The organism is Streptomyces sp. NBC_00989 (assembly GCF_045162655.1).
Classification (GTDB): Bacteria; Actinomycetota; Actinomycetes; order Streptomycetales; family Streptomycetaceae; genus Streptomyces.
Window position 1 is genome coordinate 9,483,279 of sequence record NZ_CP108728.1, and the last position, 26,287, is coordinate 9,509,565.

A 26,287-nucleotide genomic window follows, 5' to 3' on the forward strand; every position below is an offset into this window, starting at 1 on the left:
GTTGAAGGGAAGGACCGTCATGCGGGTCGTCATGCTCGGCTATCAGACCTGGGGTCACCGCACGCTGCAGGCGTTGCTGGACTCCGACCACGAGGTCGTTCTCGTCGTCACCCACCCGAAAAGTGAGCATGCCTACGAGAAGATCTGGGACGACAGCGTCGCCGAACTCGCCGAGAAGAACGACGTCCCCGTCCTGCTGCGCAACCGCCCCGACGACGCCGAACTCCTCGACGCCGTACGGGAAGCGCGACCGGACATCATCGTCGCCAACAACTGGCGGACGTGGCTGCCGCCGGAGCTGTTCGACCTCCCGCCGCACGGCACGCTCAACGTCCACGACTCGCTGCTGCCGTCGTACGCGGGCTTCTCGCCGATCATCTGGGCGCTCCTGAACGACGAGCCGCGCGTCGGCGTCACCGCGCACCGCATGAACGGCGAACTCGACGCCGGGGACGTCCTGATCCAGCGCTCGGTGCCGGTCGGACCCACCGACACGGCGACCGACCTGTTCCACCGCACCGTCGACCTCATCGCGCCCATCGTGCGCGAGTCGCTCGACCTGATCGCCTCCGGCCGCGACGCCGGCCAGTGGGTGCCGCAGGACCGCAGCCGCGCCAGTTTCTTCCACAAGAGGTCGGCCGAGGACAGCCGCATCGACTGGAGTTGGCCCGCGGAACGCCTGGAGCGCCTCGTACGGGCCCAGTCGGACCCGTACCCGAACGCGTACGCCTTCCACCGCGGCGAGCGGCTCAGGATCGTCTCAGCGGCCGTCTCGGAGGGACGCTACGGCGGTACCCCGGGCCGGATCTTCATCCGCGAGGGCGACGGCGTGGTCATCGTGGCGGGCCCCGAGGCCCACACCGGGCGCGGCCAGGGGCTGTTGGTGCGCCGGGTGCGCACGGACGACGGCACCGAGTACGCGGCCGGCGACTACTTCCGCACGATGGGCGGGTACTTGAAGTCCCGGCCCTGAACGACCCTCGGGGCCCTGCTGGTTGAGGTGGGGCCCCTCACCGGGTCGTGACGGCGTCCTCGGCCCGGGCGTTGCCGTCGGTGGTGGTCTTGATGGTGCCGTCGTGGTGGTGCCGCCCCAGCGGTATCACCAACGGCGTGCCGCTGACCGGGTCGGGGGTGATCCGGCAGCGCAGGTCGAAGACGTCCTCGACGGTCGCCTCGGTGACGACGTCGGCGGGCGCGCCCTCGGCGACGATGCGGCCGGCCTTCATGGCGATGACGTGATCGGCGTACCGGCAGGCCTGGTTGAGGTCGTGCAGCACCATCACGATCGTGCGGCCCTCGCGCCGGTTGAGGTCCGTGATCAGGTCGAGTACGTCGATCTGGTGGGCGAGGTCGAGATAGGTGGTCGGCTCGTCGAGGAGCAGGACCGGGGTGCCCTGGGCGACGGCCATGGCGATCCACGCGCGTTGCCGCTGGCCGCCGGAGAGTTCGTCGACCGGGCGCTCGGCGAGGTCGGTCAGGCTGGTTGCCTCAAGGGCCGCGTGCACGGCTTCCTCGTCGGCCGCCGACCACTGCCGCCACCAGGTCTGGTGCGGGGAACGGCCCCGGCCGACCAGGTCGAGCACGGTCAGGCCCTCCGGTGCGACCGGCGTCTGCGGCAAGATGCCCAGTTTGCGGGCGAGTTCGCGGGTGGGGACGGACCGCAGCGCGACGCCGTCCAGCTCCACCACGCCCTGGCGCGGGGTCAGCAGCCGGGCGAGCGCCCGCAACAGGGTCGACTTGCCGCAGGCGTTGGCGCCGACGATGGCCGTGATCCGGCCGGTCGGCACGGTGAGGTTCAGGTTCTCGACCACGGGTCGTCCGTCGTAGGCGAGATGAAGATCACGCGCCCGCAACTCGGGTCCGAACGTGGGCGATTGAGGGGCGCCGGCCGGAGATTCGGACTCGCGCGGGTCAGTGGTCGACATGCGATCAGCCTCCAGAGCCCGCGCGGTTGGCGCGGATGAGCAGCCACAGCAGGACCGGCGCGCCGAGGGCGCCGGTGACGATCCCGACCGGCAGTTCCGTCCCCGGGATCGCCTCGCGGGCGAGGAGATCGGAGCCGAGGACGACGAGCGCGCCGGTGAGACCTGAGACGAGCGGGGGCGGCGACGAGGTACCCGCCAGCCGCTGGGCGATCTGCGGGCAGGCCAGCGCGACGAAGGCGACCGGCCCGGCGGCCGCCGTACCGAAGGCGACCAGGCCCACCCCGGCCAGCAGCAGGGCCAGCCGGACGGGTTGGACGGGTGTGCCGAGTCCGGCGGCGACGTCGTCGCCGAGCATCAGCGTGCGCATCCAGCGGCCCATGCCCAGGGTGATCGGCAGCAGCACGGCCAGGGCGATCGCCAGGGAGTCCACCTGGTTCCAGGTCCGGCCGTTGAGGTTGCCGACCAGCCAGCCGAGGGCCGCCTCCGCCTCGAAGCGATTGCCGCGCGCCACAAGGAAGTTGGTGGCGCTGGAGCAGATCCAGGAGACCCCGATGCCGACGAGGATGATGCGGTACCCGGTGGCCCCGCCCTTCCACGCCAGCGCGTACACGAGGAGTGCGGTGGCCAGTGCGCCGAGCAACCCCAGCGTGGACAGGCCGAGTCCGCCGGTCCAGCCAAGAACCACCGCCGCCACCACGGCGGTTCCGGCGCCCTCGGTGAGCCCGATCATGTCGGGGCTGGCCAGCGGATTGCGGGTCATCGTCTGGAACACGGCCCCGGAGACGCCGAACGCGACGCCGACCAGCAGTCCGACCAGGGCACGAGGCAGCCGTAGATCCTGCACGACGATGACCGTGCCCGCGTCGCCCGAGCCCCAGAGCGCGCGGATGACATCCGTGAAGGCCACGGGATAGTCGCCGATGGTCAGGCCCCAGCAGAACAGCAGGAACGCGCCGAGCGTGACGCCAACTCCCGTGAGGAGCAGGCGTGGACGCAGTACGCCGGACACCGGGGGCACGGTCAGCCGGAACGGGCGGTCGCCGAGGGCGGCGCGCGGGGGAGCGGCAACGGGTGTGGGCACGCTCATACCTCCGCGAGCTTCCGGCGGCGGACCAGGACGATGAAGAACGGGCCGCCGAGGAAGGCGACGAGGACACCGGCCTGGATCTCGGTCGGGCGGTCCACCATCCGGCCCAGGATGTCGGCGGACAGCAGCAGGAGGGGCGCCAGCGCGGCCGAGAGCGGCAGCAGCCAGCGGTAGTCGGGGCCGATTCCGGCGTACTGCGCGAGGACCCGCGCGATGTGCGGGACGACCAGACCGAGGAAGACCACGGGACCGATGACGGCGACGGACGCGCCGGTCAACAGAACGACGGCGGTGACCCCTTGGAGCCGTACCAGACCGAGCCGCCGTCCCAGCGAGGCGGCCACGTCGTCGCCGAGGGCCATGCTGTTGAGGGCGGGCGCGAGGGACAGGGCCAGTACGGCGCCCACGGCGAGGAAGGGCAGGATGCGCACCAGCTCGCCGGAGTCCTGGTCGGCCAGGGTACCGGCCGACCAGAAGCGGTAGCGGTCCAGCGCGTCCTGGTCGGTGAGGACGATGGCGCTGGTGAACGACTGGAGCAGCGCGGTGATCGCGACCCCGGCGAGCGCCAGTTTCACCGGTGTGGCCCCGGACCCGCCCAGCCGCCCCAGGAAGAAGACCACGACACTCGCGACGAGCGCCCCGCCGAACGCGAACCACACATAGCCGTACAGCGAGACCACGCCGAACACCCCGACCGCCACGACGATCGCGAAGGACGCCCCCGCGCTCACCCCGAGAATGCCCGGGTCCGCGAGCGGATTTCGGGTCAGGGCCTGCATCAGCGCGCCGGACAGGCCGAGCGCGGCGCCCGTCGTCAGGCCGAGCAGGGTGCGGGGCACGCGCACCGACCAGATGACGTTGTCGACGAGGCGGCTGGGCGGATGCCCGAGGACCGAGCGCACGACCTGGTCGAGCGGCACGCTGAGCGCGCCGAGGGCGACCGACAGCAGGGACAGCAGGACGAGGAGGGTGACGATCAGTGTCACCAGCACCGTGGTGCGAAGCCTTCTGCCTGAAGCCACGTGCCGGTCTCCATGTCGTCTTCCGGATCATCTTCCGTGCTCTGGAGCCCTGTTGGCGGACCACCGGGCGGCCTCTCCAGCAGCTTAGGTGAGCATAACCTCAGCGGCTGTGACATGGGCCGGTGGTTTCGGGGTGGGTCTATCAAGTAAGGCAATGCTTACCTTACTATGCGAGCGGTCGCGGCTCCGCTGAGCCGTTCCACACGCATTTGGGAGGCACGGGCAGCTGTGGCGGGCAACACGCTTTCTTCGGCACAGGCAACGGCGGCGAACGACTTCTGGCGACGGCGGTTCGCGTCACCGGTACCGGAGACGTCCCTGCCGCTGGACTTTCCCCGTCCGCCACGCGGGGAGGGCGAGGTCTCCCGCGCGCGACGCGCGGCAGCCCTCGCCGTGACGGCCGACGCGGCCACCCGACTCACCGCCTTCGTCGCCCTGTTGCACCGTTACGGCGGCACGACGGCCACCGAGACGGCGGTGGCCCACGAGGGACTCCCGCTGCGTGTCACGATCGACGGCGACACCTCGTTCACCGAACTCCGCGACCAGATCACGTCCGTTCGCGCGGAGGCCGCCGCCCACCACGTCCCGACCACCGAGCTGCTACGGCTCCTCGCCCCCGAACCCCTGCGCGGCGGCGGCCTGTTGTGCGCCACGGGCTTCGGCCCCGACCCGTGGGACGAGAGCGGTCCACTGGACCTGGCGCTGACCGTGACCGGCGGAGAGGTCGGGGGAGAGGGGGACGGTGAGGGCGAAGGCGAGGTGTCGGCCGACTACCGCACCGACCTCTTCTCCCCCGCCACCGTCGACCTGATCCTCGGCCACTACGGCACGCTCCTCGCCGACGCCGTCGCCCGCCCGGACACCCCGGTCGCCGACCTCGAACTCCTCGGCGCCGACGAACGGCACCGCATCCTGCACGGCTGGAACGACACCGAGCACGACGTGCCGGCGCTCACCTGGCCGCGCATGTTCGCCGACCAGGTCGCCGCACGCCCGCACGAGACCGCCCTCATCCACGAGGACGTCCGCCTCACCTACGCCGAACTCGACGCCCGTGCCTCGAAGTTGGCGCACGCCCTGGTGGCCCGGGGTGCCGGTCCCGAGCAGGTCGTGGCGCTCGCCGTGCCGCGCTCGGCCGACATGATCGTGGCCGAGGTCGCCGTCCTGAAGTCGGGCGCCGCCTATCTGCCGGTCGACACCGACTACCCGGCCGACCGCATCGCCTACATGCTCGCCGACGCCCGCCCGGTCTGCCTCGTCACCACCGCCGAGATCGCCCCCGACCTCCCGCCGGACCTCGATCCGCTCGTCCTCGACGCCCCCGGGACGGTCGCCGAGCTGGCCGCGTACCCGGCCCAAGGCCCGTCCACCGCCAATGGGTTGACGACGGCGCACGCGGCCTACGTGATCTACACCTCCGGCTCCACCGGCCGCCCCAAGGGCACGGTCCTCTCCCACGCGGGTGTCGCGAAACTGGTCGCCACCCAGCAGGAACGATTCGGTATCGGCCCGCACAGCCGGGTGCTCCAGTTCGCCTCGCCCAGCTTCGACGTCGCGTTCTGGGACCTGTGCCTCGGCCTGCTCTCCGGCGGCCGCCTGGTCGTCGTCCCCGCCGACCGCCGCGTCCCCGGCGCTCCCCTCGCGGACTACGCCGACGAGCACGGCATCACCTTCATGATCCTGCCGCCGGCGCTGCTGGCCGCCATGCCCGAGGACGTCCAACTCCCGCCCAACGCAACCCTGTTGGCGGGCACCGAGCGTGTATCGCCCGAGCTGGTCGGCCGGTACGCGCGCGGCCGGATGATGTTCAACGCCTACGGCCCGACCGAAGCCACCACCAACTCCACCCTCGGCCTGTGCGACCCGGACACCCCGCCCGGCACCATCGTGCCCATCGGCATCCCCGACCCCGGCACCCGCGCCTACGTCCTCGACGACCGGCTGCGCCCGGTCCCCGCCGGTGTCACGGGAGAGCTCTACCTCGGCGGCGCCGGCCTGGCCCGCGGCTACCTCGGCCGCCCCGCCCTCACCGCCGAACGCTTCGTCGCCGCCCCCGCCGACATGACCGCGGCACCGGGCGAACGCCTTTACCGCACCGGTGACTTGGTCCGCTGGAAGGCGGACGGCCGCCTGGAGTTCCACGGCCGCGTCGACACCCAGGTCAAGATCCGCGGCTTCCGTATCGAACCCGGCGAGATCGAGTCCGTCCTGCGCTCCCACCCGTCCGTCGACCAGGCAGCCGTGGTCGTCCGCGAGGACCGCCCCGGCGAACGCCGCCTCGCCGCCTACGTCGTGCCCTCGCTGGACGCCGAGCCGACTCCCGACGAGGGGGTGGCCGAGTGGAAGGACCTGCACGAACTCCTCTACTCCGCCGCCGGATCGGACGGTTTCGAGGAGAACTTCGCCGGCTGGAACAGCATGTACGACGGCCTGCCCATCCCCCTCGCCGACATGCGCGAGTGGCGCGAGGCCACCCTCGACCGCATCCGCGCGCTACGGCCCCGGCGCATCCTGGAGATCGGCGTCGGCAGCGGTCTGCTGCTGTCCCGGCTCGCCCCGGACTGCGCCGAGTACTGGGGCACAGACCTCTCCGAGGAAGCCGTACGCGCCCTGGACGCACAGGTGTCCGCCGTCCCCGAACTCGCCGACCGCGTCACCCTGTTGGCCCGTCCCGCGCACGACCTCACCGGCCTGCCCGAGGGCCACTTCGACACGATCGTCGTGAACTCCGTCATCCAGTACTTCCCCGGTGGCGACTACCTCACCGGCGTACTCCGGAACGCGGCCGCTCTCCTCGCCCCCGGCGGCGCGGTGTTCGTCGGCGACGTACGCAACCTGCGTCTGCTGCGCACCCTGAGCGCGGCCGTCGAGAGTGGACGGGTACTGGACGAGGAGGCGGACGGCGACAAGGAAGCCCTGCGCGCCGCCGTGGACCGGGCGGTCGCCTGGGAGGGCGAACTCCTCGTCGACCCCGACTACTTCACGAGCCTCGACGGCCTCTCTGCCGACATCCGGGTCAAGCGCGGCACGCACCACAACGAACTCACCCGCTATCGCTACGACGTCGTGCTCCGACCGCGGTCGGATGTGTCCGAGGTGACACCTGAGTCGCCCTGGCCCGCGCTCGGTTCGGTGCGGGCGCTGGACGAGCTGCTCGCCGGACGGCCGGACCGGTTGCGGATCACCGGCATCCCCAACTCCCGTCTGGCCGACGACCTCGCGGCGCTGGGCGCGCTGGACGACAGCAGCAGGCCGGCCGCCGGATCGTACGGTGTCGATCCGGAATCCCTGTACGAGATCGCCGCGCGGCACGGTCACGACGTGGCGCTGACCTGGAGCGGAGACGCCGAGGACGGCAGCCTGGACGCGCTGTTCGCCCCTGCCGGAGCCGACCTCGTCACGGTCGACTACCGTCCCGGCGGCGGCCACCCGCTCACCAACCGCCCCGCGCCCTTCCGCAACGTCAACGCCCTGATGTCGACCCTGCGGACGCACGCCACCGAGTACCTGCCCGACTACATGGTCCCGGCAGCGTTCGTCCCGCTGGACCGGCTGCCCGTCACCCCGAGTGGCAAGCTCGACGCCGCCGCGCTGCCCGTCCCGGACCTCACCCGCCTGCTGAGCGCGGGCCGGGCGCCCGAGACGGCCCGCGAACAGCTGCTGTGCGACCTGTACGCACGGGCGCTCAAGGTGCCCTCGGTCGGCGTCGACGACGACTTCTTCGCGCTCGGCGGCGACAGCATCGTCGCCGTCCAACTCCTCATCCTGGCCCGCCGGGCAGGCCTGGAACTGACCCCGCGAGACGTGTTCCGGCACCGTACGGTCGCCGAACTGGCCACGGTCGCCCGCACCGGTACGGCCGACCTCACGGCAGACACCCCGTGGCAGCCGCTGAGCGAGGACGAACTCGCTTCTGTGCAGGGCGAGTTCCCTGTCACCGTCCAGGAGGCGCTGCCCCTCGGTCCGCTCCAGGAAGGCTTCTTCTTCCACGCGCTGGTGGACGGTGCCGAACTCGACGCGTATGTCGTGCAGCAGGTCATCGAGCTGTCCGGACCGGTCGACGGCGCCCTGCTGCGCGAGGCCGCACAGCGGCTCATCGACCGGCACGCCCCGCTGCGCGCCTGCTTCCGCCAGACGCCCGACGGCCGCCCGGTCCAGCTCATCGCGTCCGGCCTCGAACTGCCCTGGCACGAGGTCGACCTGTCCGCGCAGGACGACGCCGCGGTCCGCCGCGCCCTCGCCGAGGCCGTCGCCGCCGACGAACGCGCCCACCGCTTCGACCTCGCCCGCCCGCCGCTGATCCGCTGCGCGCTCATCCGCTTCGGCGAGGACCGCAGCCGCCTGGTCCTGACGTTCCATCACATCGTCGCGGACGGCTGGTCCCTGCCGGTCCTGCACCGCGAACTCCTCGCTCTCTACGGCGAGAACCCGGCCCCCCTCCCCGAAGTCGCCCCGTACCGCGGCTACCTCCGCCGGATCGCCGGCGCCGACCGCGATGCCGCCCGAGCCGCCTGGAGTACGGCGCTCGCCGGGGTCGAGGAGCCCACCCGGCTCGTGGAGAACCCGGCGCCCGCCGGACCCGTCGAACCCGCCCAGATCCGCGTCGAGTTGAGCGAGCGGGTCACCTCTCGGCTCGCCGCCCGCGCCCGCGAACGCGGAGTCACCCTCGGCACGCTCGTCCAGGGCGCCTGGGGTCTGCTCGTCGGTCGTATGACGGGCCGCGAGGACGTGCTGTTCGGCACCACCGTGGCCGGACGTGACGCCGCCGTCGACGGCATCGAGTCGATGATCGGCCTGTTCATCAACACCCTGCCCACCCGGCTGCGTTGGGCTCCGGGCGACACCCTGGGCGGACTGCTGGACCGGCTCCAGGACGAGCAGAGTGCTCTCCTCGACCACCAGCATCTCGGCCTCGCCGACATCCAGCGCGCCACCGGGCACGCGGGCGACGGCGAACTCTTCGACACCCTCGTGGTGTTCGAGAACTACCCCGGCGGCGAGGGCGCCCCGGGCATCACCGACCCCACCGGCACGATCGCCGTCGCGGGCCACGCCTTCCACGACGCCGTGCACTACCCGCTGGCCCTCATCGTCAAGCCCGGCCGCCGCCTCGACCTGCGCCTCAAGCACCACGCCCGGCGCCTCGACGCCGACGCCGTGCAGTCCCTCGCCGACCGGCTCACCCTCGTCCTGGACGCGCTGGCGGACGACCCCGGCGCCCGCGTCGCGGACCTCGACCTGCTGACGCCGGACGAGCTGGCCACGGCCCACCCGGCGGGGGAGACCCGGCCGGTTCCGGCCACGACGCTCGCCGCCGCGTTCGCCGCGCAGGTCGCTCGTACTCCGGACGCGACGGCTGTCGTCTTCGACGGTACGACCACGCTCACCTATGCCGAACTGGACGAGCGAGCCGAGGAGTTGGCGGCGCGGCTGAGGGCCAAGGGCGCGGGCCGGGAGCGGTTCGTCGCCGTCGCCGTACCCCGCTCGGCGGAGCTGATGGTGGCGCTGCTGGGTGTCCTGAAGTCGGGGGCCGCCTATCTGCCCCTCGACCTGGACTATCCGGCGGAGCGGCTCGCGTACATGCTGGCCGACTCGGGGGCGACGACGGTCGTCACGACGGAACGGGACGCGGACCGGCTGCCGTCGGTCGAGGGCCTGGACGTGCTGCGCGTGGACGCGGAGGGCGAAGAGGCCCTGCTCGGCGGAGCGCCGGACCCCGCCCGCCCCGACGACCCCGCCTACCTCATCTACACCTCCGGTTCCACCGGCCGCCCCAAGGGCGTCGTCGTCACCCACCGCGCCATCGGCAACCGACTGGCCTGGATGCAGGGCGAGTACCAACTCACCGGCGACGACCGGGTGTTGCAGAAGACACCGTCCAGTTTCGACGTGAGCGTGTGGGAGTTCTTCTGGGCGCTGCGCGAGGGCGCCGCCGTAGTCCTCGCCGCCCCCGACGGACACCGCGACCCCGCCTACCTGGCCCGCCTGATCCGGGCCGAGGGTGTGACGACGATGCACTTCGTGCCGTCGATGCTGGAGGCGTTCCTCGCCTCCGACGAGGTCACCGCCGACCCCGCGTGGGCGGGCAGCCTGCGCCGCGTGTTCAGCAGCGGCGAAGCCCTGTCCGGGTCCGCCGCCCACCGCTGGCGCGAGCTGACCGGCGTCCCGCTGCACAACCTCTACGGCCCCACCGAGGCCGCCGTCGACGTGACGTACCACGCCTACGACGGCTCGCCCGGCACCACCGTGCCCATCGGCCGACCCGTGTGGAACACCGGTCTGCGCGTGCTCGATCCGTGCCTGCGCCCGGTCCCCGACGGCGTGCCCGGCGAGCTGTACCTGACCGGCGTCCAGCTGGCCCGCGGCTACCACCGGCGCCCCGCGCTCACCGCCGACCGCTTCGTCGCCGACCCGTACGCCACCGAGCCCGGCGCCCGCATGTACCGCACCGGCGACCTGGTACGCCGCCGCCCCGACGGCACGATCGACTACCTCGGCCGCACCGACCGCCAGGTCAAGCTCCGCGGCAACCGGGTCGAACTCGGCGAGATCGAGGCCGAGTTGACCCGCCTCCCGGCCGTGGCCCGGGGCGCGGTCGTCATCCGCGACCAGCGACTCGTCGCCTACGCCGTCCCGGTCGCCGGAGCCACCGTGGACCCGGCCGGCCTGCGCACCGCCCTCGCGGACGCGCTGCCCGCGCCCCTGGTCCCGGAGGCGTACGTCGTCCTCGCCGACCTCCCGCTCACCCCGAGCGGCAAGCTGGACCAGGCCGCGCTGCCCGCCCCCGAGGCCGAGCGTGCCGAACGCCGTTCGCCCGCAGGGCCGTTGGAGCGGCAGCTCACCGAGATCTTCGCGGCCGTCCTCGGCATCGAGGACGCGGGCCCTGACGACGACTTCTTCCGGCTCGGCGGCGACAGCATCAGCTCCATCGGCGTCGCCAGCCGGGCCCGCGCGGCCGGCCTGGACCTGAGCCCGCGCGACGTGTTCACGTACCGCACGCCCGCCGCTCTCGCGACGGCAGCCACCGTCACGACGGCCAACCTCGCCGCCCCCGTCGAGGCGTTCACCCTCACCACCGCCGAACACGCCCGCGTCCACGCCGTCGCCGCCCCGGAGACCGTCGCCGACGTCTGGCCGCTGGCCCCCCTCCAGGAGGGCCTGTTCTTCCACTCGGCTTACGACGAGGGCGCGTTGGACGTCTACACCGTCCACGAGACCTTCGACTTCGCGACCCGTCTCGACACCATCCGGCTGCGTGCCGCCGTCCGCACCCTTCTCGACCGCAACCCGGGCCTGCGTGCGGGCTTCACCAGCGACGGCCTCGACCAGCCGGTGCAGTTCATCGTCGAGGACCCGGAGATCCCTCTCGAAGAGGTCGACCTCTCCCTCCTCCCCGCCGCCGAACAGGACGTTCTGCTTAGGGAGTTGACGGACGCCGAACGCAACCGTCGCTTCGACCTGTCCGCACCCCCGCTCTTCCGGCTCCTCCTGCTCCGCCTCGGTGCGGAGCGCGGCGACCGTCTCGTCATCGGCCGCCACCTGATCCTCTGGGACGGCTGGTCGGCGTGGCTGTTCCTCGACGAGCTGTTCGCGCTCTACGAGGCGGGCGGCGACGCCAACGCCCTGCCCGAGCCCGGCAGTTACCGCGACTACCTGACCTGGCTGGAGGAGCAGGACGACTCCGTCGCCACGTCCGCCTGGCGCACCGCGCTCGCCGGACTCGACGAGCCGACGCTGCTCGCGCCCACCGCCGGCGACGGTCTCGAACCGATCATCCCCGACCAGCTCGACGTACGCCTGTCCGCCGAACTCGGCGACCGGCTGCGCGAGTTGGCCCCGGCCCACGGCCTGACCCTCAACACCCTCCTCAACGCGGCCTGGGGACTCACCCTCGCCTCCGCGACCGGCCGCGCCGACGTCGTGTTCGGTACGACCGTCGCCGGTCGGCCCAGTGAGGTCCCGGACGTCGGCAACATCATCGGTCTGTTCCTCAACACCGTGCCGACCCGCATCGCCCTCGACCCCGCCGAGCCGGTCCTCGACCTGCTCCGCCGCATCCAGGGCGAACGCCTCGACCTCATGCCGTACGAGCACTTGAGCCTCGGCGTCCTCCAGGCCGAGACCGGGCACCGCAAGCTCTTCGACACGCTGTTCGTGCTGCGCAACAACGACACCGAGGAGCGGTTGGCGGACCTGAGGACCCGGCACGGCGCCACGGCCGTCGCCAACGTCGACGCCACCCACTACCCGGCCAACCTCGTCATCACCCCGGGCCGCGAGATCGCCGTCACCCTCACCCATCGCCCCGACCTCGTCCCGACCGGGAAAGCGCGGGCACTCCTCGACCGCTTCGCGCTCCTCGTCGACCGCCTCACCGCCGACCTCACGGCACCGGTCGGCTCCCTCGACGCCCTCCTGCCCGCCGAACTCGACGCGCTACGACGGGAGTCGGCGGCCAGCCGTGTCCCCGACCCCGAGGACACCATCGCCGACCTGCTGGCCGCGCAGGCAGAACGCACCCCGGACGAACGGGCCCTCGTCTTCGGCGAGCGCACCCTGACGTACGCCGAACTCGACGCGGCCGTCAACCGCATGGCCCGGCTGCTGATCGACCGGGGCGCGGGCCCCGAGCAGGTCGTCGCCCTCGGTCTGCCGCGCTCCCTGGACATGGTGGTCGCCCTCTTCGCGGTCCTGCGCACCGGAGCGGCCTACCTGCCCCTGGAGTTGGACCACCCGGCCGACCGCCTCTCCCTGATGCTGGCCGACGCCCGCCCCCTCCTCCTGCTCAGCACCACGGCCGTATCCGCCACGCTGGACGGCGAGATGACCCGCGTCCTGCTCGACGACCCCGAGACCAAGGGGGAGCTGGCGGGGCAGTCGGACGCTCCGGTCCACCGCCGCTTCAGCCTCGAACATCCCGCCTACGTCATCTACACCTCGGGCTCCACCGGCCGTCCCAAGGGCGTCGTCACCCCCTACCGGGGCCTGACGAACATGCAGTTGAACCATCAGAAGGAGATCTTCGAGCCCGCCATCGCCGCGGCCGGCGGTCGACGGCTGCGCATCGCGCACACCGTGTCCTTCGCCTTCGACATGTCGTGGGAGGAGCTGCTCTGGCTGGTCGAGGGCCACGAAGTGCACGTCTGCGACGAGGAGTTGAGGCGTGACGCCGAAGCACTGGTCGCCTACTGCGAACGCCACCGCGTCGACGTCGTCAACGTCACCCCCACCTACGCCCGACTCCTCATCGAGCAGGGCCTGTTGGAGGGCCACGTCCCGCCGCTCGTCCTGCTCGGCGGCGAGGCCGTCCCGGAGACGGTGTGGGCGGCGCTGCGCGACACCGAGGGGACGTACGGCTACAACCTGTACGGGCCGACCGAGTACACCATCAACACCCTCGGCGGCGGCACCCTCGACAGCGACACCCCGACCGTCGGCAAGCCCATCCGCGGCACCCGCGCCCACATCCTCGACGCCTGGCTGCGCCCGGTACCGGAAGGCGTCCCCGGCGAGCTGTACATCGCCGGAATCGGCCTGGCCCGCGGCTACTTGGACCGCCCCTCGCTGACCGCCGAACGCTTCGTCGCCGACCCCTTCGGCGAACCCGGCGAACGCATGTACCGCACGGGCGACCTGGTCCGCCGCAACCCTGACGGCAACCTCGACTTCCTCGGCCGCACCGACGACCAGGTCAAGATCCGCGGCTACCGCATCGAACCCGGCGAGATAGAGACCGCCCTCAGCCGCCACCCGTTGGTCGCCCAGGCCGCCGTCGTCGTCCGCGACGAACGCCTCGTCGGCTACGTCGTCCCCTCCGGCGCCGACTCCGCCGAACGCACCGCCGCCGAGGCCGCGCAGGTGGGGGAGTGGCAGGAGATCTACTCCGACGAGTACGAGGAGATCGGCACCGCCGTCTTCACCGAGCAGTACGACGGCTGGGACAGCTCCTACGACGGACAGCCCATCCCCTTCGAGGAGATGCACGAGTGGCGCGAGGCCACCCTCGCCCGCATCGGCTCCCTCAAGCCCCGCCGCATCCTCGAAATCGGCGTCGGCTCCGGCCTGTTGCTGTCCCGGCTCGCCCCCGACGCGGAGGCGTACTGGGCAACCGACTTCGCCGCGCCCGTCATCCGCAAGATCGGCGAGGAAGTACGGCGCGACCCCGCCCTCGCTTCCAAGGTCGAACTGCGCTGCCGCCCGGCCGAGGACCTGAGCGGTCTGCCGTTCGCCTACTTCGACACGATCGTCATCAACTCCGTCATCCAGTACTTCCCGAGCATCGACCACCTGACCGCCGTCCTGCACGGCGCGATGGAACTGCTCGCTCCCGGTGGCGCCCTGTTCGTCGGCGACGTCCGCAACCTGCGGCTCGCCGGCACCTTCCACACCGAGATCCAGCGCACCCGGGGCACCGCCGAGGCGGACCAGGAGCGGGCGGTCGAGCGCGGCCTGCGCCTGGAGAAGGAACTCCTCGTAGACCCCGACTACTTCACCACCCTCGGCTACGGCGTCGACCTGCGCACCAAGCGCGCCCACCACCACAACGAACTGTCCCGCCACCGCTACGACGTCGTCCTCTACGCCGACGAGCCGGACGTACGCCTGGACAGCATCGCCTCCGTCGACTGGGCCACCGGCAACACCATCGGCGAACTCCTGCGCGGCGACTGGTCGTCGGCCGAGGCCATCGGTCAACTCCTCGCCGGCAACTGGTCCGCGACCGGGGTGGCCGGCGAACGCCCGCGCGGCGAACGGCCCGAGGCGCTCCGCTTCACCGGCATCCCCGACGGCCGTACGACCGAGGCGGGCGTCGACCCCGAGCACCTGCACGAACTCGGCACAGCGGCCGGATACCGGGTGCTGACCACCTGGTCGGAGGAAACGGGGACCTATGACGCCGTATTCCTGAAGTCATCCGAACTCCGCGTCACCGGCGGCCTGTTCCGTCCCGGCGGCGGTATCCACCCCTACGCCAACGACCCCACCGCCGCCCGCGAGGCGAGCGCCCTGGTGCGGCGGCTGCGCGAGGACCTGGGCCGTGAACTGCCCGACTACATGGTCCCGTCGGCCTTCGTCACCGTCGACGGCCTGCCCATGAACGCCAACGGCAAGCTCGACGTCCGCGCCCTGCCCGACGCGGAACCCGCCGTCGCCCTCGGCGGCGGACGCGGCCCGCGCACCCCGCAGGAAGAGGTGCTCTGCCGACTGTTCGCCGAGGTGCTGGGACTTCCCGAGGTCGGCGCCGAGGACAACTTCTTCGACCTGGGCGGCCATTCACTCCTCGCCACCCGGCTGGTCAGCCGCGCCCGCACCGAACTCGGCGCCGAACTCGCCATCCGAGACCTCTTCGAAGCCCCCACCCCGGCCCTCCTCGCGGGCCGTGCGGACACGGCGAGCCCGGCCCGTCCGGCGGTCACCCCCGTCACCGACCGGCCCGCCCGTATCCCGCTGTCGGCCGCCCAGCGACGGCTGTTGCTCGTCGAGGAGATCACCGGCAGCGGAGTCGCCTACAACTTCCCGCTGGTCTTCCGACTGCGCGGCACCCTCGACACCGAGGCCCTGACCGCCGCCCTGCGGGACGTCGCCGGCCGCCACGAGGCACTGCGGACGGTGTTCCCGGCGCACGAGGGCGAGCCGTACCAGCGGATCGTTCCGGTCGAGGACGCGATCCCGGCCCTCACGATCGTCGACTGCACGGAGGGGGACCTGCCCGCGCTGATCGAGTCCGCCCAGCGCCGCCCCTTCGACCTGGCCACCGAACTCCCGCTGCGCTGCGAGGTGTTCAGGCTCGGTCCGGACGAGCACGTCGTCGCCGTCGTCCTGCACCACATCACCACCGACGAGTGGTCCGACCGCCCCTTCCTCGCCGACCTCGACACCGCCTACGCGGCCCGTCGTCAAGGCCGTGCGCCCGCGTGGGCACCGCTGCCGGTGCAGTACGCCGACTACACCCTCTGGCAGGACGACCTGCTGGCCCGCACCGGCGAGGCCCAACTCGCCCACTGGACCGACGCGTTGCGCAACCTGCCCGACGAACTGACCCTGCCCGTCGACCGACCGCGCCCCGCCGAGCCGACCGGCCTCGGCGGCAAGGTCCGCCTGGAACTGCCCACCGCCACCGGCCACGCCCTGCGCGACCTCTCCGGCGCCACCGGCACCAGCATGTTCATGCTGTTCCAGGCAGCCACCGCGGCACTCCTGAACCGGCTCGGCGCGGGCGAGGACATCCCGCTCGGCGCCCCCATCGCGGGCCGCACCGACGAGGCACTCGCCGACCTGGTGGGCTTCTTCGTCAACACGCTGGTGCTGCGCACCGACGTGTCCGGCGACGAGCTGACGTTCCGCGAACTCCTGGGTCGTGTAAGGGAGTCGTCCCTCGCCGCCTTCGAGTTCCAGGACCTGCCGTTCGACCGGGTCGTCGAGGCCCTCAACCCGTCCCGCGTGGCCGGCCGCAACCCGCTCTTCCAGGTCATGCTCGGCTACCACCACCGCCCCGACGGCGACCCGGACGTGCTCGGCCTCGCGACCGAGTGGTTCGACATGGACACCGGCATGGCCAAGTTCGACCTGCACTTCACCTTCGTCGACGAGACGGGCAGCGACCGGGTGGTCCTGCTCCTGGAGTACGCGACCGACCTCTTCGACCACGGCACCGCGGAGCGCATCGCCGGCCGCATGGCACGCCTGCTGGACCACGCGGCGTCTGAACCCGACCGTGCGGTACGGGACTTCGACCTCCTGGCCGACGCCGAACGCGCCCTGGTCCTGGGGGAGTGGAACGCCACCGAGCACCCCGTCCCGCCCACCACCCTCCCGGAACTCTTCCGCGCCCAGGCCGCCCGCACCCCCGACGCCACGGCTCTCGTCTTCGAGGGACAGCAGCTGACGTACGCGGAGCTGGACACCCAAGTCGAGCGCACGGCCGGGGTGTTGGCCGCGTTCGGCGCCGGGCCCGACCAGACCGTGGCCGTGGCCCTCCCGCGCTCACTCGACCTCGTCGTCGCCCTCCTCGCCGTACACCGAGCCGGTGCCGCCTACCTTCCGCTCGACCCGGACTACCCGGAGGAGCGCCTCGCCCTCATGGTCGAGGACGCCCGCCCGGTGTACGTCATCCGCGACACCCTGCCGACCGGCCCCGAGGGCCAACTCCCCACGTCCTACGACCCGTCGAGCCCCGCATACGTCATCTACACCTCCGGCTCCACCGGCCGCCCCAAGGGCGTCGTCGTCCCGCACGAGGGCATCGTCAACCGGCTGCTCTGGATGCAGGACGCGTACGGCCTGATGGCCGCCGACCGGGTGCTCCAGAAGACGCCGTCCAGCTTCGACGTGTCGGTGTGGGAGTTCTTCTGGCCGCTGATCACCGGCGCCACCCTGGTCGTCGCCCGCCCCGAAGGCCACCGTGACCCGGCCTACCTGGCGGAGCTGATCCGCGAACAGGACGTCACCACCGTCCACTTCGTGCCCTCCATGTTCCAACTCTTCCTGGAGGAGCCCTCCGCGGCCGACTGCACCGGCCTGCGCCGCGTGATGTGCAGCGGCGAGGCCCTGCCCGTCGCCCTCACCCACCGCTTCCACGATGTCCTGACCACCGCCCGACTCCACAACCTCTACGGCCCGACCGAGGCCTCGGTCGACGTGACGGCCGTGGAGATCGGCCCCGACGCGACGAGCGTCCCGATCGGCCGCCCTGTGTGGAACACCCGCACCTACGTCCTCGACGCCGGTCTGCGCCCCGTCCCGCCGGGCGTCCCGGGCGAGTTGTACCTCGCGGGCGTCCAGCTCGCCCGCGGCTACCTCGACCGGCCCGGCCTCACCGCCGAGCGGTTCGTCGCCGACCCGTACGGCGCCCCGGGCACCCGCATGTACCGCACCGGCGACCTGGCCCGCTGGAACGCCGACGGCACGATCGAGTACCTCGGCCGCACCGACGACCAGGTGAAGGTACGCGGCTTCCGCGTCGAACCCGGCGAGATCGAGGGCGCGTTGACCGCCCATCCCGCCGTCGCGCATGCCGTCGTCATGGTCCGGGAACAGCGCCTGGTGGCGTACGTGGTCCCGGCCGGGGACGGCGGACCGGTGGGTGTGGAGGCGATCCGCGCCCACACATCCGCCGTCCTCCCCGCCCACATGGTCCCCGCCGCCTACGTCACCCTCGACGCACTGCCCCTCACCCCCAACGGCAAGCTCGACCGCGCCGCCCTGCCCGCCCCCGACTTCACGACCACCACCGGTACGGACGCGGGCACTTCGCCCCGCAGCCCGCGCGAGGAGATCCTCACCGGACTCTTCGGAGACGTCCTCGGCCTCGAACGCGTCGGCGCCGACGACGACTTCTTCACCCTCGGCGGCCACTCCCTGCTCGCCATGCGCCTGGTGAGCCGCATCCGCACGGTGCTCGGCGCCGACCTCACCGTGCGCACTGTCTTCGAGGCGTCCACTCCCGCACTCCTCGCCGCCCGCCTTGACGACCGGGCCGGCGGACTGACCGCCCTCGTCCCCGCCGAGCGACCCGACGAACTCCCGCTCTCCTACGCCCAGCAGCGCCTGTGGCTCCTGCACCGCATCGAAGGCCCGGGAGCCACCTACAACATCCCGGCCGCCTGGCGCCTGACCGGCACGCTCGACCGGGACGCCCTGGCCGCCGCCCTGGACGACCTCGCCGTACGGCACGAGAGCCTGCGCACGGTCTTCCCCGAACAGGACGGCCGACCGCGCCAGGTCGTGCTGGACGAGGCCTCGGTACCCCTCCACCACAGCCGCGTCACACCGACCGAACTGCCCGCCCACCTCGCCGAGGCCGCCGCGCGCGGATTCGAGATCGACCGTGAACTCCCGCTGCGCGCCCACGTGTTCGAGGTGACCGAGGACGAGCACGTCCTGCTGCTGGTGCTGCACCACATCGCCGGCGACCAGTGGTCCGACGGTCCGCTGTGGCGGGACCTGGCCACCGCGTATGAGGCCCGCCGCGAGGGACGGGCACCCGCGTGGGCGCCGCTGCCGGTGCAGTACGCCGACTACGCCCTCTGGCACCGCGAGGCACTCGGCGACGCCGATGCCCCGGACAGCCGCCAGTCCCGCCAACTCGCCTACTGGCAGGACACCTTGGCGGGCCTCCCGGACGAACTCGCGCTGCCCACCGACCGCCCCCGCCCGCTGGAGAGCAGCCACCGGGGCGGCGCGGTCGGCCTGACCCTCGATGCCGGACGGACGGCGGAACTGCGCGCGTTGGCCCGCCGCCACGGCGTCAGTATGTTCATGGTGACCCAGGCCGTCGTCGCCGCGCTGCTGCACCGGCTCGGCGCCGGGGACGACATCCCGCTCGGCGCACCCATCTCCGGACGCGGCGACGAACACCTCGAAGACCTGGTCGGTTTCTTCGTCAACACCCTTGTCCTGCGCACCGATCTGTCCGGTGATCCCACGTTCGCCGACCTGCTCGCCCGCGTCCGGGCCACCGACCTCGCCGCCTACGAACACCAGGACCTGCCCTTCGAGCGCCTGGTGGAGGCGGTCAACCCGGCCCGCTCACTGGCCCGGCACCCGCTGTTCCAGGTGATGGTCGTCCACCTCGACGACGAGGGCGCCACGCCTGCCCTGCCCGGCCTGACCGCACGCCGTGAGGAACTCGGCCAGCAGGGCGCCAAGTTCGACCTCAGCTTCGACTTCGTCGAGCAGGGCGCGGACGGCATGCGGTGCTGGATCGAGTACAGCGCCGACCTCTTCGACGAGACGACCGCCGAACTCCTCGCCCAGCGGCTTGAGTTGCTACTGGCCCAGGTCGCCACCGACCCCGACCGGCGTATCGGCACGCTCGACGTCCTGCGCGACGACGAACGCGCCCTCGTCCTCACCGACTGGAACGACACCGCCCGCACCGTCCCCGACCTCACCCTCCCGGAACTCTTCCGCGCCCAGGTCGCCCGCACCCCCGAGGCCACGGCGGTCGTCTTCGAGGACACCGCCCTCACCTACGCCGAACTCGACCTGCGGGTCGAGAAGTTGGCGCACACCCTCGCCGCGCACGGGGCGCGAGCCGAGGCCGTCGTCGCCGTGGCCCTGCCGCGCTCCCTCGCCCTTGTGGTCGCGCTGCTCGCCGTCCACCGCGCGGGCGCCGCCTACCTGCCCCTCGACACCGGCTACCCGACCGACCGGCTCGCCTACACACTCGCCGACGCCCGTCCGGTCTGCCTGGTCACCACCGAGGGCGTCGCGCTCCCGGACGCTGACGTACCCACCCTCACGGTGGACGCGGACGGCACCCCCGACCACCCGGCGTACGCGCCGCTGCCCACCGCCTTCGATCCCCGCCACCCGGCCTACGTCATCTACACCTCGGGCTCCACCGGCCGCCCCAAGGGCGTCACCGTCCCCCACCAGGGCATCACCAACCGCCTGTTGTGGATGCAGGACACCTACCGTCTCGACGCCGACGACCGGGTCCTGCAAAAGACCCCGGCCGGGTTCGACGTGTCGGTGTGGGAGTTCTTCTGGCCGCTGATCACCGGCGCCACGCTCGTCGTGGCCCGCCCCGAGGGTCACCAGGACCCGGTCTACCTCGCCGAGCTGATCCGGCGTCAGCACATCACCACGGCCCACTTCGTTCCGTCGATGCTGCGCGCCTTCCTCGACGAGCCCGCCGCCGCCCACTGCACCGACCTGCTCCAAGTCATGTGCAGCGGCGAGGCGTTGCCCACCCCGCTGGCCGCCCGCTTCCACCAGGTCCTCCCGGGCAGCCGCCTGCACAACCTCTACGGCCCGACCGAGGCGTCCGTCGACGTCACGGCCCACGAGGTCCCCGCCGACCCGGCCACCGTGCCGATCGGCCGCCCGGTGTGGAACACCCGCACCTATGTCCTCGACGCCGGACTCCGCCCCGTACCGCCCGGTGTGGCCGGCGAACTGTATCTGGCGGGCGTCCAGTTGGCGCGCGGCTACCTGGGCCGGTCCGCCCTGACCGCCGAACGCTTCGTCGCCGACCCGAACGCCACCGAACCCGGCGTCCGCATGTACCGCACCGGCGACCTGGCCCGCTGGACCCGGGACGGCGAACTGGAGTACCTCGGCCGCGCCGACGACCAGGTCAAACTGCGCGGCTTCCGTATCGAACTCGGCGAGATCGAGACCGTGTTGGCCGCCCACGAGAGCGTCGCGCACGCCACCGTCGTCGTCCGGGACGAACGCCTCGTCGCCTACGTCGTGCCGAGCGGAGAGACAGCGGATTCCGCCGAACTCCGCGCCCACACCGCCCAGTCGCTGCCCGACCACATGGTCCCGTCGGCCGTCGTCACCCTCGACGCCCTCCCGCTCACCCCCAACGGCAAACTCGACCGCCGCGCCCTGCCCGCCCCCGACTTCGCCGCCGAGGTCACCGACACCCGCCCGCGCACACCGCTGGAGGAGACCCTCTGCACCCTTGTCGCGGACGTGCTCGGACTCGAACGCGTCGGTGTCGAGGACGACTTCTTCTCGCTCGGCGGCGACAGCATCGTCGCCATGCAGCTGGTCGCCCGTGCCCGCGCGGCCGGGCTCACCTTCAGCCCGCGTGACGTGTTCCGCCACAAGTCGGCCGCCGGGCTCGCCACCGTGACCGCCACCACGGTCACCGCCGACCGCGACGACGACGTGATCCTGCTCGACGTCACCGACGAGGAGCGCGCCGAACTCGCCGCCCTGCCCGCCGGAACCGAGGTCCTGCCCGTCTCCCCGCTCCAGGCCGGCCTGCTCTTCCACGCCGCCCTCGACTCCGGCGACGACGGACCGGACGTCTACACCGTCCAGGTCTCCTACGACCTCGAAGGCCCCCTGGACGCCGACCGGTTGCACACCGTGGCCCAGTCCGTGCTCGACGCGCACGAGAACCTGCGCAGCGGCTTCCGGCACCTGTCCTCCGGGCGGCCCGTCGCCGTCGTACCGCGTACGGCCGTCCTGCCCTGGCGGCAGCTCGACCTCGCCGACGAACCGGAGGAGTGGGAGCACCTGCTCGTCCAGGAGCGGCGACGGTTCGACCCCGAACGGCCGCCGCTGCTAAGGCTGTTGCTGGCCCGGCTCGGTCCGGACCGGCACCGGCTCGTGCTCTCGCACCAGCACCTCCTCCTGGACGGCTGGTCGCTGCCCCTGCTCACCGCCGAGTTGTGGGCGCGTTACGAGGGCCGTACACCGGTAGCCCCCGCCCCGTACCGCGCGCACCTGCGGCTGCTTGCCGCCCAGGACCCGGCCGTCTCCACCGCCGCGTGGTCGGAGGCCCTCGGCGGGCTGGCGGAGCCGACACGCCTCGCGCCCGTCGACCCCGACCGTGCCGCCGTCGTACCGTCCACCCACACCGTGGAGCTGGACCCGGACCGCACGGCGGAGCTGGAAGCGTTCGCGCGCCGCCGGGGCGTCACCGTCAACACCCTTGTCCAGGCCGCCTGGGGCGTGCTGCTCGGGCGGCTCACCGGCCGGGACGACGTCGTGTTCGGCGCCACCGTCGCCGGGCGTTCGCCCGAGCTGGCCGGTGCCGAGTCGATGATCGGCCTGTTCATCAACACCATCCCTGTACGGGTGCGGGTCCGCCCGGAGGAGAGCACGGCCGCACTCCTCGACCGGCTCCAGGACGAGCAGTCCCGGCTCATCGCCCACCAGCACCTCGGCCTCGCCGACATCCAGCGGGCCGCCGGACTCGGTGAACTCTTCGACACCCTGGTGGTGTTCGAGTCGTACCCGGTCGCCGACGAGGAAGAGGGCGGCGACGGGCCGCGCGTCACCGTCCGGGACCACGAGGACTCCACCCACTACCCGTTCGCGTGGGCGATCGAGCCCGCCGAACGGCTGCGGCTCACCGCCGAGTTCCGGCCCGACCTCTTCCAGCCGGCGGTCGTACGACGGATCACGGACGCCCTGACCGCCCTCCTCACCGGCATGGCGGCCGAGCCGGACCGTCCCGTCGGCCGGCTCGACCTGCTCGACCCGGTCGCGCGGCACACGGTCCTGGAGACCTGGAACGACACCGCGCTGCCCGCGCCGGAGGCCGAACGGCTCGGCACCGTACCGGCGTTGTTCGTCGCCCAGGCCGCCGCCGACCCCGGCGCGGTCGCCGTCACCGACGGCCGTACGACGTGGACGTTCGCCGAACTCCACGCGCGCACGGACCAGTTGGCCCGCGTACTCGCCGGACACGGCGTCGGACCCGAGCGGATCGTGGCCCTCGCACTGCCCCGCACCGCCGACCACATCGCCGCGATCCTCGCCGTGATGAAGGCGGGCGCCGCCTATCTGCCCCTCGACCCCGGCCTCCCCGAGTCCCGCCTGACCGGCATGCTCGACGACGCCCGCCCCGCGCTGATCCTGGCCACGGCGGAGACGGCCGCCACGCTGCCCACAACCACCGTCCCCGTCCTGCGACTTGACGCCCCGACCGACGGACTGCCGGAGGCCGAACCCGTCGCCCCAGGCCCCGACCACCCCGCCTACGTCATCTACACCTCCGGCTCCACCGGCCGCCCCAAGGGCGTCGTCGTCACCCAGCGAGGCATCGCCAACCTCTTCCACAGCCACCGCCACGACCTGCACGAGGCCGCCAAGCGGCGCACGGGACTGAGGCGCCTGCGCGTCGGGCACGCCTGGTCGTTCTCCTTCGACGCCTCCTGGCAGCCGCAGTTGTGGCTCCTTGACGGGCACGCGCTGCACATCGCCGACGACGAGACCCGGCGCGACCCCGAACTCCTCGCCGCGTTCATCCGCGACCGGGGCATCGACTTCATCGAGGTCACCCCGTCGCTGCTCACGCAGATGGCGGACAGCGGCCTGATCGGAGACGAGGGCGACTGCCCGCTCTCCGTGGTCGGCTTCGGCGGCGAGGCCGTACCCGAGTCGCTGTGGACCCGGCTGGCCGCGCTCCAGGACACCGAGGCGTTCAACCTCTACGGCCCCACCGAGGCCACCGTCGACGCGCTCGTCGGCCGGGTCCGCGACAGCGCCACCCCGGTCGTCGGTCGGCCGGTCCACGAGTCCCGCGCCTACGTCCTCGACACCGCCCTGCGCCCCGTACCGCCGGGCGTCACAGGGGAGTTGTACCTGTCCGGGCCGGGTCTGGCCCGCGGTTACCTCGGCCGGCCCGAGCTCACCGCCGAACGCTTCGTCGCCGACCCGTACGCCACCGAGCCCGGCGAGCGCATGTACCGTACCGGCGACATGGCCCGCTGGACCGAGGACGGCCTGCTGGAGTTCGCCGGCCGCACCGACGACCAGGTCAAGATCCGCGGCTACCGCATCGAACTCGCCGAGATCGAGGCCGCGTTGGACACCCACCCGGCGGTCGCGCAAACCGTCGTCGTGGCCCGCGAACACCGGCCCGGCATACGGCAGCTGATCGCCTACGTCGTCGCCGACGAGGCGGACGGGACGGAACTCCGTGCCCACGCCGCCGCCGCGCTGCCCGACTACATGGTCCCGGCCGCCGTGGTCGTCCTCGACCGGCTGCCGCTCCTGTCGAACGGCAAACTCGACCGATCCGCCCTGCCCGCCCCGGACTTCACCGCGCAGGGCGGCGGCCGAGCCCCCGAGAACGACACCGAGCGCACCCTGCGCGACCTGTTCGCGGACGCCCTCGGGCTGCCCGCCGAGGCGGTCGGCACCGACGACGACTTCTTCACCTTCGGCGGGGACAGCATCGTCGCCATGCAACTGGTCGCCCGGGCGCGGGCCGGCGGTCTGCGGGTCACGCCCCGGCAGGTCTTCCAGCACCGGACTGTCGCCGCCCTCGCGGCCGTTGCCGTCCCGCTCGGCACCGACGAACGGCACGCGGTCCACGACGACGGCACCGGCACCGTCCCGCTCACCCCGATCATGCGCGGCCTGCTGGAGCGCGGCGGCCCCATCGCCGCCTACCACCAGGCGGCCCTGGTCCAGACGCCGGCCGACCTGACCGAACCCGGTCTGCTGGCCGTGCTCACGGCACTCGCCGACCGGCACGACATGCTGCGGGCCCAACTCGCACGCGAACACGGGTGGTTGCTGCGGGTACCGGCCGCACGGGACACCGACGTCAGCACCTGGCTCACCCGCGTCGACGTGCACGGGGCGGACGACGACGAACTGCGCGCGGCCATCTCCCGTCACGCCGAGACGGCCCGGGCCGGGCTCGACCCGGATGCCGGGGCGATGGTGCGGGCGGTGTGGTTCGACGCCGGACCCGGACAGCCCGGCCGACTCCTCGTCCTCGTCCACCACCTGGTGATCGACGGCGTCTCCTGGCGCGTCCTGCTGCCCGACCTGGCCACCGCGTGGGCGGCGGTCAGGGGTGGCCGTACACCCGAACTCGCCCCCGTGGAGCTGTCGTTCGCCCGCTGGTCCCGACTCCTCGGAGCGCGCGCGACCGACCCCGCCACCGAGGACGAGCTGCCGTGGTGGACCTCCGCCCTCGCCGAGGGCGCCGAACTCCCGCTGGCCCGCCCGCTCGACCCGGCCCGCGACACGGTCGCCACCACCCGCCATGTCTCCCTGTCCCTGCCCGCCGACGTCACGGGCCCGCTGCTGAGCCGAGCCCCGGCCGCGTTCGGCGCGACGGTCAACGACGTGCTGCTCACCGCGTTCGCACTGGCGGTCGGTGACTGGCGCGCCCGGACCCTGGGTGCCGAACAGCCGGGCGGGCCGGTGCTGGTGGACGTGGAGGGCCACGGCCGTGAGGAGCAACTCGCGGGCGACGCCGACCTGTCCCGTACGGTCGGCTGGTTCACCAGCGTCGTGCCCGTGCGACTCGACCCGGGCGAGGCCGACTCGGCGGACGCCTTCGCGGGCGGGCCCGCGCTGGACACGGCCCTGGCCCGGATCCGCGAGCACCTCACCGCGCTGCCCACCGCCGGCATCGGACACGGCCTGCTGCGTCACCTCAACCCCGGGACGGGCGCACGACTCGCCCAACTCGGTGAACCGCAGATCGAGTTCAACTACATGGGCCGCTTCGACCGCCCGGCGGCCGCCGACTGGTCCTACGCTCCCGAGGACGACGCGGCCGACCTCGACGCCGACCCCGGCCAGCCGATGTCCCACGCCCTGACCCTCAACGCCATCACCGAGGACCGGCCCGAGGGACCGGAGTTGAGCGCCCACTGGGCGTACGCCGCCGAACTCCTCACCGAGGAACAGGTGCGGGATCTGGCCCGCACCTGGTTCCGGGCGCTGGAGGCGGTCGTACGACGAGCGGCCGTAGCGAACAAGCCCTGAACAGGCCTGATCAAGCGCTGAACAGGCCCCGACCGAACCGCAGTTAC

The 26,287-nt window shown here is 72.5% G+C and carries 5 protein-coding genes; 2 read left to right on the forward strand and 3 right to left on the reverse strand.

Features of this window, described 5'->3' with window-relative positions; translation table 11 throughout:
* The first annotated feature begins 19 nt into the window (after positions 1-19).
* Positions 20-973, forward strand: coding sequence for a methionyl-tRNA formyltransferase (locus OG714_RS42635; RefSeq protein WP_406129209.1), 954 nt, complete (start codon positions 20-22; stop codon positions 971-973).
* Positions 974-1,010: 37 nt separating this feature from the next.
* On the opposite strand, the gene OG714_RS42640 is transcribed toward OG714_RS42635, so the two are convergent.
* The 3 genes from OG714_RS42640 to OG714_RS42650 are packed head-to-tail and all read right to left on the reverse strand — an operon-like array spanning position 1,011 to position 4,004.
* The gene (locus tag OG714_RS42640; RefSeq protein WP_406129211.1) at positions 1,011-1,925 is read right to left on the reverse strand and encodes an ABC transporter ATP-binding protein; all 915 of its coding nucleotides are present in this window, start codon (positions 1,923-1,925) and stop codon (positions 1,011-1,013) included.
* A gap of 4 nt (positions 1,926-1,929) precedes the next feature.
* Positions 1,930-3,012, reverse strand: a complete 1,083-nt coding sequence (locus OG714_RS42645; RefSeq protein ID WP_406129213.1) for a FecCD family ABC transporter permease — start codon at positions 3,010-3,012, stop codon at positions 1,930-1,932.
* Positions 3,009-4,004 (reverse strand): FecCD family ABC transporter permease, encoded by a 996-nt coding sequence (locus tag OG714_RS42650; RefSeq protein ID WP_406132140.1) that lies wholly within the window; start codon positions 4,002-4,004, stop codon positions 3,009-3,011. The genes OG714_RS42645 and OG714_RS42650 overlap by 4 nt, the downstream gene beginning before the upstream one ends.
* A 258-nt stretch (positions 4,005-4,262) precedes the next feature.
* On the opposite strand from OG714_RS42650, the gene OG714_RS42655 reads away from it, so the two are divergent.
* On the forward strand, positions 4,263-26,240 hold the full coding sequence (locus OG714_RS42655; RefSeq protein ID WP_406129214.1) for a non-ribosomal peptide synthase/polyketide synthase: 21,978 nt from the start codon (positions 4,263-4,265) through the stop codon (positions 26,238-26,240).
* Positions 26,241-26,287: the final 47 nt, after the last annotated feature.

Bases quoted from the DNA above. Each gene is read 5' to 3' on its own strand.
- OG714_RS42635 (WP_406129209.1), top strand. From the start codon at position 20: ATGCGGGTCGTCATGCTCGGCTATCAGACCTGGGGTCACCGCACGCTG.
- OG714_RS42640 (WP_406129211.1), bottom strand. From the start codon at position 1,925: ATGTCGACCACTGACCCGCGCGAGTCCGAATCTCCGGCCGGCGCCCCT.
- OG714_RS42645 (WP_406129213.1), bottom strand. From the start codon at position 3,012: ATGAGCGTGCCCACACCCGTTGCCGCTCCCCCGCGCGCCGCCCTCGGC.